Origin of the sequence: Desulfobacterium sp. N47, assembly GCF_051233685.1 — a bacterium.
Lineage (GTDB): Bacteria > Desulfobacterota > Desulfobacteria > Desulfobacterales > RPRI01 > RPRI01.
Window position 1 is genome coordinate 1 of the sequence record NZ_JBAMMY010000222.1, and the last position, 11,058, is coordinate 11,058.

Genomic DNA, 11,058 nt, shown 5'->3' on the forward strand with positions numbered 1-11,058 from the left:
TGATTCCCCTCCGGAAATCTCCGGTTTCTTGCAATTGCCTATATAAATGTTCCCGCTCTATCTCCAAGCTTTCAATAGTTTCTTCCATCGGCTTCCTCCTATAGTCTGAATGCTTAACAAGCAATCAGACTATAGGCGAAATATCTCGCCTTGTCAAGTTTTTACCCATATTTATGTCGCAGACCCGATCCCGTTTTCTTTATTGAAAGTTAAAGTCGAATAATCCATGATTCTATTTCCTTCTCAATTCTTCGGTTAATAAATTTATTATATATTACAAGCTATTATTGCGTGGCTCCTATCTTGAAAAGAATTTCTTGTCAAGAATTTTATTCTTTGTTAAAGTCTGGCCCAGCAATGGGTAAAACATTGAACAATAAATGTTTCATGCATTTTTGAATACCGAAACACATATCTCGCCAAGAGCACCGAGATTTTCGCATATATGTATTCCGCTTTTTTTCATTGCTTCAATTTTGCCTTGGGCAGTTCCGCTTTTACCGCTTATAATAGCACCTGCATGTCCCATTCGCCGTCCCGGGGGAGCCGTAATCCCTGCTATGAAACCAATAACCGGTTTTGTAACATTCTTTAAAATAAATTCAGATGCCTCTTCTTCAGAGGTTCCGCCGATCTCTCCTACCATGACGATGCCTTTAGTCTGCTCATCTTTCTGGAATGCATCAAGACAGTCGATAAAACTGGTGCCGTTTACCGGATCTCCTCCGATACCTATGCAGGTGGTCTGACCTATTCCTTTTTGTGTCAGCTGATGAACAACCTCATATGTGAGAGTACCTGATCTTGATACCACTCCGATAGGCCCTCCCGGCTTATGGATATGACCGGGCATAATTCCAACCTTGCACTCTCCCGGTGTGATGATTCCGGGACAATTAGGTCCTATAATCCTGCTTTTTCCTCCCGAAATATATTTTTTAACTTTCATCATGTCCATAACCGGAATTCCTTCTGTGATAACAACTATAAGTTCAATCCCGGCATCGGCTGACTCCATTATTGCATCGGCAGCAAAAGGAGGAGGCACAAAAATCATGCTGCAGTTTGCCTCTGTTTTTTTCACGGCTTCATTTACTGTGTTAAAAACCGGCACATCATCCATTTTCTGGCCGCCTTTTCCTGGTGTAACACCGGCAACAACGCTGGTTCCATAAGCAACGCATTGGCGCGTATGGAATTGACCTTCTTTGCCAGTAACACCCTGAACTACAAGCCGTGTATTATTATTAACAAAAATACTCACTTTATATTACCTCGCGTATTTGAAAAACCAGCTGAAATCATGAATTTACTATAGCGGCCACCTTGCCGACTGCATCCTGTAAATCTATAGCCGTAATAAGATTAAGCCCTGATTCCGAAAGTATCTTTCTTCCTATCTCCACATTTGTTCCTTCCATGCGGATAACCACAGGAACGGCAATTCCAGTCTTTTTTGCCGCCTTGACAACGCCTTCCGCAAGAACATCACATCTTAAGATACCGCCGAAAATATTTATGAAAACTCCTTTTACGTTCTTGTCTCCAAGTATGATCTTAAAGCCGTTTTCAACCATTTCAGCACTCGCTCCGCCGCCTACATCAAGGAAATTGGCAGGCTCGGCTCCCGCAAGCTTGATGATATCCATCGTAGCCATCGCAAGCCCTGCGCCATTTACCATATTCCCGACATTTCCATCCATTTTGATATAATTCAGATTAAATTTTGATGCTTCCACCTCAAGTGGATCTTCTTCATCAATATCCCTGTATTCAAGAATATCCTTGTGGCGGAACAGAGCGTTATCATCAAAAGTAATCTTAGCATCAAGGGCAATAACCTTATCTTCAGCTGTAATTACAAGAGGATTTATCTCAAGAAGAGAACAGTCGTAGTCTGTAAAAAGCTTGTAGAGGCTGTTAAGCATTCCGGTAAATTCCTTTACCGAGCCTGGCGGCAGATTAAGTCCGTATGCTGCCTCCCGGCAGTGGTATGGATAGATTCCGGCTATGGGATCGATAAAAATTTTTATAATTTTTTCAGGTGTCTTTTCAGATACCTCTTCTATGTCCATGCCTCCGGCCTCGCTTGCCATAATAACAAACTTGGCTGTAGACCTGTCCGGTATAATTCCAAGGTAAAGCTCTTTTTTAATATCAAGCCCCTGTTCAACCAGCACCTTTTTCACAAGTCTTCCTTCAGGCCCTGTCTGATTGGTAACAAGGTTCATTCCCAGGATACTTTCAGAAGTACTTCTTACCTCATCAGCGGATTTGGATAGTTTGACGCCTCCTCCTTTCCCGCGCCCGCCGGCATGAATCTGTGCCTTTACAACAACCGGAAAACAACCAAGCGAGTCTGAAACCTTAACCGCTTCTTCAGAATTGAATGCAACGCCTCCATTCGGAACAGGAACGCCGTATTTTCCGAATAATTCTTTTGCCTGGTACTCATGAATTTTCATACTATGTCAATTTCCTTTTAATCACTATATGAGATCTTATAGGAACGTTCGACTTTGCTAAAGTTTAAGGAAAGTGATAATTTCAGCCACAGGAATATAATAAGCATTCCGATGATTGAAATTTCTGCCTGACGCGCTCTTTAATGAAACATAAACTGTAGTCAGATAAAAAGGAGCGTTATACAAAGGTCTCTATATCATGCATCACTTTATTATGATTTATGATAGTTTTTATTAATATCTTGTTTACGGTCTTTGGTATGGACCGGTATATTAAACGCAGCACTTTGAAAATAAAACTTCTAAATCGATGTGCGTCATTCAGCCTTTTGTTGTTTACTGCCGCCTTTTAATAAAGCAAAAATGGAATTTTACAAGCAGCGGGAAAGTGGTTTCCCCTTTCCCGCTGCCTGATTAAAATTCAAGCGGTTTATTCCATACTAACCTATTACGCACAAAACAGCGTCTTTAGGAACGGAATCTCCGCTTTTAAAATTTATAGATTTTATTATTCCGTCTGCAGGCGCAGGAAGGGCATTTTCCATCTTCATGGCTTCAAGTATTACTACCGTATCCCCTTTTTTAACCTCATCACCAACATTTTTTGAATATGAAATTATCATTCCCGGCATTGGCGCATTAAGAGTAATTCCTCCTGCCGCAGCTGGCCCGGGAGCTTTGTCTTTGGCAGGTGGTGCAGCCGTTTTTGGCGTTGCAGCAGCCTGGACAGGGGCTGCAGCAGGTTCAACCTGCTGAATATAACTTACAACCGGTGCTGCGCCTCCTATTTCTTCAACTCCTACTTCAAAATATTCCCCGTCTATAAAAACATTGAATTTACGCAATTTGTCCCCCTTTATTGGAGCGTTATTCTTTTCAACTTTTTCAACAAGCTCTCCTGCCTTTGCCCTGGCCATTATTTCCTTTTCAGCCTTTGCCTGGGCCTTAACCTGCTCAAGGGTCCTGGGTTTCACTTCTTCAGGAGGCTCTTCTTTGCCGTATTTCCATCTTAAAAATCTTTTACCGGTAACCGGATAAAGAGCATAAATAAGCACATCATCGATATCGGTACTAAGATCCTTAACATCTTCTTTTGCTTTTTCAAGCTCAGGTTTAAGAACTTCAGCCGGTCTGCATGTAATTGGTTTTTCTCCGCGAGGATATCCCTTAAGAGCTTTTTTCTGCAGCTCAGAATTGATTGGAACAGCGGTTTTACCATAAAGGCCGTAACAAAGATCTTTCACCTGATCGGTAATCATTTTGTATCTGTCTTTTTCATCGCCAAAAAGAACATTGTTAACTGTCTGAATGCCCACTATCTGGCTTGTAGGTGTGACAAGCGGAATCTGTCCCAGGTCTTTTCTGACTTTCGGCAACTCAGAGTAAACCTTATCTATCTTGTCAAGGGCATTCATTTCCTTTAACTGGTTGACAAGATTGGAGAGCATTCCGCCCGGAGTCTGATGAAGAAGGACATTGATATCTATAATCGAAACTTTTGAATCATCAAGCAGGTGCCTGTATTTGGGAAGGATGTCTCTTTCAAAGATTTCATTAATCGCAGCAAGATGCTTAATATCAAAACCCGTATCCCTGTTTGTGCCGAGAAGGGTCATGACAAGCGGCTCAATTGCAGGATGAGATGTTCTGTGTGCATAGGGAGTCATGCAGGTATCAAGTATGTCGACACCGGCCTCGATGGCTTTTAGCTGAGACATGGGAGCCATGCCTGAGGTAAAATGGCTGTGAAGATGAATAGGAATTTTTACAGCGTCTTTTAAAGCCTTGATAAGATCGTAAGCATCATAAGGCGCTATAAGACCGGCCATATCTTTAACACAGATACTGTCCGCTCCCATTTTTTCAAGTTCTTTAGCCTTTTTGACATAATATTCAAGAGTATATACATCACCGCCCATTCTGGCTTCCGTCAGTGAATAACATATGCATCCCTGAAAATGTTTCCCGCAGTCCTTTATCACAGGAACAACCGTTTCAAAATTACGGTAATCATTTAATGCATCAAATGTTCTGAATATATCCATGCCGTTTACAGCTGCTCTTTCTACAAAGGCGCGTGCAACATCATCTGCATAATTTCTGTATCCAACAAGATTCTGAGCACGAAGAAGCATAGAAAAAGGGGTCTTTTTGATATAGCGCTTCAGAGTCCTTATTCTTTCCCACGGATCTTCATTCAAAAAGCGGTGCATGGTATCAAAAGTTGCTCCGCCCCAGACTTCCAAAGCCCAAAACCCAACTTCATCCATCATTTCGGCAACGGGAATCATGTCTTCGGTTCGTCCCCTTGTTGCAAATAAAGACTGGTGTCCGTCACGAAGAGTCAGATCTTCTATCAGGACCGGGTTTTTAGCTTTAGGCCTGTCTTTTCCGTATTTCATGGCCGCTTTTTTTACTTTATCGTGATCGGTCATATAATAATTCTCCTAATTAAATATCATTACAAAACTTCCGGTTCGATCCTTTATAGTAAAAGGGGTCAAGGATACAATAGCTCATAAGCTCTTAAGTTATTAAGTTATTAAGGAAAAGGATAAAGCATTATTACTCATTTTCCTTTATGCTTATGAGCTTATCAACTTATGAACTCATGAGCTTTTTCCTCTTGAACCCTTTATTCTTATCAGCTTTAACCTAATTCAGCGACTTATGGTCTTATCTTATTAAAAGTCCTAAACTGCATAAGGTTTCGCATCTGCATAATATCCTGTCTGCCGCTTATACCCCAGAGATTAGCCGGGGGTAAAGCACCTGCCCCGGCAAGTGGCTGCCTTCCGGGTTGTGCAGATAACATCTTCTCTTCAGTACTTATATATTCGACTATTGTTGCAGATATTATTGCAGCAGTTTTCTTGCTTATTTTCATAATATTTTATTTCCTCAACCGTAAATAATGTAAAATTCCCGGAATAATCATTAAGACTATTATAAAGGAATATTTCCATGTTTTTTAGATGGTCTTATCTCACGTTTGGTACACATTATTTCAAGAGCATCTATCAGGCGCGGTCTGGTTGAACTCGGCATGATAACGGCATCTATATAGCCTCTTGTTGCAGCACAATATGGGTTGGAGAACAGATCTTCATATTCTTTTATCTTTTCCTTGCGCTTTTCAACAGGATCTTTTGCTTCATTTATTTCTTTACGGTGAATTACATTTGCTGCTCCGCCGGCACCCATTACTGCAATTTCGGCAGTCGGCCACGCAAAGGCCATATCCGCACCAAGATCTTTCGAACACATTGCAAGATATGATCCGCCATAATCTTTTCTGGTTACAAGAAGTATTTTAGGAACTGTCGCTTCGGAATAGCTCCAGAGAAGCTTTGCGCCGTGCCGGATAATTCCGCTCCATTCCTGGTCGCTTCCCGGAAGATAACCTGGAACATCGGCAATGGTAAGAAGAGGAATATTAAAAGAATCACAAAATCTTATAAATCTCGTGGCTTTGTCTGAAGCATTGATATCAAGGCACCCGGCTTTTTCGTTCGGCTGGTTTGCTATTATTCCGATAGTTCTTCCGTTAAGTCTTGCAAAACAAATTATAATATTACGGGCATAATACAGATGGGGCTCAAAAAATTCTCCGTTATCAACAATAGCTTTGATTACTTCCTTCATATCATAGGACTGGTTGGCGTTTTCAGGAATTATTTTATCAAGCTGAGGTGCCAAACGACCCGGATCATCGCCTGCTGGAATTATAGGAGGATCTTCCATGTTGTTAGCCGGAAGATAGGAAAGAAGCTTTTTAATGTTCATTATTGTATCTGTATCATTTTCACAGGCAAAATGGGCGACTCCGCTCTTTTCGTTATGAGTCATGGCTCCGCCAAGCTCTTCGAAGCTTATTTGTTCACCTGTAACCGATTTGATAACATCAGGCCCTGTAATAAACATATAGCTGGTATTTTTTACCATGAAAACAAAGTCAGTCATAGCCGGAGAATAAACCGCACCGCCTGCCGTAGGTCCCATGATAGCAGATATCTGTGGTATCACGCCTGAGGCAAGTGAATTGCGGTAAAAGATCTGGCCGTAACCGGAAAGGGCATCAACTCCTTCCTGAATTCTTGCACCGCCCGAATCATTAAGACCTATGCAGGGCACTCCCGCTTTTAATGCAAGGTCCATTACTTTACAGATCTTCTTGGCATGCATTTCACCAAGACTTCCGGCTCTTGCAGTAAAATCCTGTGAAAATGCGAAAGCCGGCCTTTTATCAATAAGGCCATGACCTGTAATAACTCCGTCTGCAGGGATTTCAACTTTTTCCATATCAAAATTTACACATCTGTGGGTGACAAACATATCAATTTCCCGGAAAGTACCCGGATCAAACAAAAGATTCAGCCTGTCTCTGGCTGTCAGACGTCCATCCTTGCGCTGCTTGGCAACAGCCTTTTCACCGCCCATCATAAGGGCTTTAGCTTCACGATCTTTAAGATCTTTAATTTTATCTTTCACATTACCCATAACAAAGTTCCTTTCCTCTGAGAGACTCTTAAGCTTTAGCAAAATTAAACGTTCAAGACCTCTCTGATCTATGGATCATGGTACGAACCACGAATTTAAGATATTTGATGTTATATATCAGATATCCTGATATTTATACTCGCCTAATCCACATTTATGTGATTAATTTTAAAATTTACCTCAAGCATGCTTCTTATAGGTAACACTGTTATTGTCAAGAAAAAAAAGAAGCTCATCCGATGCAATGGTTGGGGCTTTAACTCCGTTTTCAACATCATGTGTAATCTTCGGAAGAAGCTTTTTTATATCAGGGTTGCCATGAAATCTTTCCTTAAGCCCTTCTTCGATAAGCGCCCACATCCAGTTAACCATCTGTTTTTTTCTGTTTATCTCAAGCTCACCGCTTTTTGACATCTTTTCTCTGTGATTTATAACGATATTCCAGATCTCTTCTATTCCTGTCTTTTCCGAAGAGCTGCAAATAACAACAGGTGGTGACCAAGTTTTAGACTGCGGGGCTATAATATGAAGGGCATTTTCATATTCCACTCTTGCATGCTTGGCTTTTTCAACATTATCGCCATCTGCTTTGGTAATTGCTATAGCATCTGCAATTTCCAGAACCCCTTTTTTTATTCCCTGATATCCGTCTCCTGCTCCGGCCAGCATAAGAACAAGAAAAAAATCAACCATTGAAGAAACTTCCGTTTCAGACTGACCAACGCCAACGGTTTCAACAATTATTACGTCAAAACCAGCGGCTTCACAAACAAGCATTGCTTCTCTTGTTTTTCTTGCCACTCCTCCCAATGTAGTTCCGGAAGGAGAAGGCCTTATAAAAGCATTTGGTTCTACGGAAAGCTTTTCCATGCGCATCTTGTCGGCCATAATGCTTCCGCCGCTTCTTCTGCTGCTGGGATCAACGGCAAGAACCGCCAGACGATAACCTTTATTGACAAGCATCATGCCAAAGCTTTCAATAAACATGCTTTTCCCAACACCCGGAACACCGGTAACACCCAAACGAACGGCTTTGCCGGTATTCGGAAGAATCCGGTCAACAATAGCTCCTGCAAGATCCTGATGAGACGGATGCGAACTTTCTATAACAGTTATGGTCTTTGCCAGGATACGCCTGTTTCCTTCAAGGAGTCCTGTCACATAGTGCTGCGGATCTTCCGGTTTTTTATTTACTGACATAATATCACTATATAATTAAATAGGGCTAAAGGATTCAAGAGATCAAGGGCTCAGGAGATTATATGTTTTACCCTTGAACCCTTATCACAATCTGCTATCTTTCCTTTTCCCCTTAAACAGCTTACAAACTTACGAACTTATAAGCTTATGAGCTATCTTATTTGCGTCTTTCAAAAAGCGCATTTAATACCTTGTTTGAAGATTCCGTGATCGGCGTGCCGGGACCGAATATTCCAACAGCTCCTGCTTTATACAGAAAATCATAATCCGCAGGAGGAATTATACCTCCCACAACAACAAGAATATCTTCTCCGCCTTCAGCTTTAAGGGCTTCAATCAACTGTGGGACAAGAACCTTGTGTCCTGCTGCAAGACTGGATACTCCCACGACATGAACATCATTTTCCACCGCCATCCGGGCAGCTTCTTCCGGTGTCTGAAACATAGGGCTTATATCTACATCAAAGCCTAAATCGGCAAAAGCTGTAGCAACAACCTTAACACCCCTGTCGTGGCCATCCTGTCCCATTTTTGTAAGTAAAATTCTCGGCCTTCTTCCATCTTTTTCAAGAAATTCATCCGTTCTTTTCTTGATGGAAGCGATTATCTCACTGTCTCCGTATTCCGCAGCAAACACTCCTGAAATGCACTGGGTAGTTGCAACATATCGTCCGAATACTTTTTCCATGGCATCCGTAATCTCCCCAATAGTTGCTCTGGCGCGCACCGCCGGAAGGCATGCTTCAAGAATATTGCCTTTTGCTTCTGCGCAGTTGGTTAATGCTTCAAGAGTTCTTTTAACCTCGGCGGAATCTCTTTTAGCCTTAATTTCCTTTAATCTTGCAACCTGCTCATCGCGCACAGCAGCGGATACTTCCAGAACTTCCAGCGGCAATTCGTCTTGTACCAGATATTTATTAACTCCGACAATAACATCCTTGCCCTGGTCTATTCTGGCCTGCTTTCTTGCAGCAGCCTCTTCTATTCTCATTTTAGGCATGCCGGTTGTTATGGCTTTAGCCATTCCGCCAAGACCTTCGATTTCCGCTATTATCTTTTTTGATTCGCGAATAATGGCATCTGTAAGAGCTTCAACATAATAAGAGCCGCCAAGAGGATCTACAACGTGGCATACCTGTGACTCTTCCTGAACAATTATCTGAGTATTTCTTGCAACCCTTGCCGAAAAATCCGTTGGTAATCCGACAGCCTCATCAAAAGCATTTGTATGCAGAGACTGGGTTCCGCCAAGCACTGCCGAAAGACATTCCAGAGTCGTCCTTATAATATTGTTATAAGGATCCTGTTGGGTAAGACTCCAGCCGGATGTCTGGCAATGGGTTCTTAACATCAAAGACTGCTTCTTTTTCGGATTGAATTGGCTCATTATATCAGCCCAGAGATAACGGGCTGCTCTCAGCATTGCTATATCCATGAAAAAATTCATTCCTATCCCGAAGAAAAAGGAAAGACGCGGAGCAAAAGCATCTATATCAAGTCCTGCTGCAAGCGCAGCTTTTGCGTACTCAAGACCATCCGCCAATGTAAAAGCAGTCTGAAGAACAGAATTCGCACCGGCTTCCATCATATGGTAACCGCTTATGCTCACGGTATTGTATTTTGGCATGTTTTTAGAGCAGAATCCGATAATATCCGATATGATCCTCATGGACGGTTCAGGCGGGTAGATGTATGTGTTTCTTGTAAGGTATTCTTTTAAAATGTCATTTTGAATCGTACCGTTTAATTTCTCATGTGCAACACCCTGTTCTTCCGCAGCGACAATATAACCTGCAAGAATGGGAAGAACAGCGCCGTTCATTGTCATTGAAACGGACATCTCATCAAGCGGAATCTGGTCAAAAAGGATTTTCATGTCTTCCACTGAATCAACAGCAACTCCGGCCTTTCCTACATCGCCGACAACTCTGGGATGATCCGAATCATAACCCCTGTGAGTCGCAAGGTCGAATGCAACTGAAAGTCCCTTTTGACCTGCGGCAAGATTTCTTCTGTAAAATGCATTTGATTCTTTTGCAGTTGAAAAACCGGCATATTGCCGGATAGTCCACGGCCTTCCCGAATACATACTGGCCTTGACGCCTCTTGCATAAGGCTCAAATCCCGGAAGAGAATCGACAAATTCCAGTCCCTCAAGATCTTCGGCGGTATAAAGCGGTTTTACTGTGATTCCTTCGGGTGTTTGCCAGTTAAGGGATTCGACAGGCTTCTTGATCTCTTTTGCACATAGCTCAGCCCATTCATTGATATTTGACATTTCTGATACTCCTTCAAATTATTGTTTTTATGAACGCTTATTATTTTCTTTCACACAGCTCAACCAAAATTCCGTTTGTTGCTTTGGGATGAAGGAAAGCAATCCTTGCGCCACCGGCGCCGATGCGGGCTTTTTCATCAATAAGTTTTATGCCTTTGGCTTTTAATTCATCCAGAGCAGCGTCGATATCTTCCACGCAAAAAGCTATATGCTGAATGCCTTCCCCACGTTTTTCAATATATTTGGCAATGGGCCCGTCCGGAGCTGTTGATTCCAAAAGTTCCACTTCGCTTTCTCCTATCGGGAAAAATGCCGTCAGAACTTTTTGTTCTTCAACAACTTCAGAGCCTGTATGCGATAAACCCATAACATCAGTCCAGAAATTTTTCCGTTCATCAACTTTATTTACGGCAATGCCGATATGGTCTATTTTCAAAATTTTCACATATTACTCCTAATTATTAATTTTCTTATAAATTGCCTATTGACTTAGCTGACCCGCTTTTTTGACATCAGCTCATCCCTCGTTATAGTGGTCGTTGTAGCGCAAGCAAATAATAAGCGATGGAACACTTCCTTATTCCAAAACCTACGATTGAAACGATAGCATACCTC

The 11,058-nt window shown here is 42.0% G+C and carries 8 protein-coding genes and 1 pseudogene; all 9 read right to left on the reverse strand.

The window, feature by feature from the left end:
* Nucleotides 1-385 precede the first annotated feature (385 nt).
* Nucleotides 386-1,264: a succinate--CoA ligase subunit alpha gene (gene sucD, locus VXK47_RS14505; RefSeq protein ID WP_435549505.1), complete on the reverse strand. Its 879-nt coding sequence runs from the start codon at nt 1,262-1,264 to the stop codon at nt 386-388.
* A 37-nt stretch (nt 1,265-1,301) separates the two neighbouring features.
* Complete coding sequence (gene sucC / locus VXK47_RS14510) at nt 1,302-2,465, reverse strand: succinate--CoA ligase subunit beta (RefSeq protein ID WP_435549506.1); 1,164 nt, start codon at nt 2,463-2,465, stop codon at nt 1,302-1,304.
* A 440-nt stretch (nt 2,466-2,905) separates the two neighbouring features.
* The gene (locus VXK47_RS14515) at nt 2,906-4,900 is read right to left on the reverse strand and encodes a pyruvate carboxylase subunit B (RefSeq protein WP_435549507.1); all 1,995 of its coding nucleotides are present in this window, start codon (nt 4,898-4,900) and stop codon (nt 2,906-2,908) included.
* Between the two features lie 233 nt (nt 4,901-5,133).
* Nucleotides 5,134-5,352 (reverse strand): hypothetical protein, encoded by a 219-nt coding sequence (locus VXK47_RS14520; RefSeq protein ID WP_435549508.1) that lies wholly within the window; start codon nt 5,350-5,352, stop codon nt 5,134-5,136.
* Nucleotides 5,353-5,411: 59 nt separating this feature from the next.
* A complete protein-coding gene (locus VXK47_RS14525; RefSeq protein WP_435549509.1) occupies nt 5,412-6,965 on the reverse strand; it encodes an acyl-CoA carboxylase subunit beta in 1,554 nt (517 codons plus the stop codon).
* Between the two features lie 180 nt (nt 6,966-7,145).
* Nucleotides 7,146-8,165, reverse strand: a complete 1,020-nt coding sequence (gene meaB / locus VXK47_RS14530) for an ArgK/MeaB family GTPase (RefSeq protein WP_435549510.1) — start codon at nt 8,163-8,165, stop codon at nt 7,146-7,148.
* Between the two features lie 157 nt (nt 8,166-8,322).
* Nucleotides 8,323-10,443, reverse strand: coding sequence for a methylmalonyl-CoA mutase (scpA, locus tag VXK47_RS14535; protein ID WP_435549511.1), 2,121 nt, complete (start codon nt 10,441-10,443; stop codon nt 8,323-8,325).
* 40 nt (nt 10,444-10,483) lie between these two features.
* The gene (gene mce, locus VXK47_RS14540) at nt 10,484-10,888 is read right to left on the reverse strand and encodes a methylmalonyl-CoA epimerase (RefSeq protein ID WP_435549512.1); all 405 of its coding nucleotides are present in this window, start codon (nt 10,886-10,888) and stop codon (nt 10,484-10,486) included.
* A gap of 44 nt (nt 10,889-10,932) precedes the next feature.
* Nucleotides 10,933-11,058 (reverse strand): annotated as a pseudogene (locus VXK47_RS14545) (IS1595-like element ISDssp6 family transposase); the annotation flags it as partial.

Coding starts and splice junctions, on each gene's coding strand:
- sucC (WP_435549506.1), bottom strand. CDS start 2,465: ATGAAAATTCATGAGTACCAGGCAAAAGAATTATTCGGAAAATACGGC.
- VXK47_RS14515 (WP_435549507.1), bottom strand. CDS start 4,900: ATGACCGATCACGATAAAGTAAAAAAAGCGGCCATGAAATACGGAAAA.
- VXK47_RS14520 (WP_435549508.1), bottom strand. CDS start 5,352: ATGAAAATAAGCAAGAAAACTGCTGCAATAATATCTGCAACAATAGTC.
- VXK47_RS14525 (WP_435549509.1), bottom strand. CDS start 6,965: ATGGGTAATGTGAAAGATAAAATTAAAGATCTTAAAGATCGTGAAGCT.
- meaB (WP_435549510.1), bottom strand. CDS start 8,165: ATGTCAGTAAATAAAAAACCGGAAGATCCGCAGCACTATGTGACAGGA.
- scpA (WP_435549511.1), bottom strand. CDS start 10,443: ATGTCAAATATCAATGAATGGGCTGAGCTATGTGCAAAAGAGATCAAG.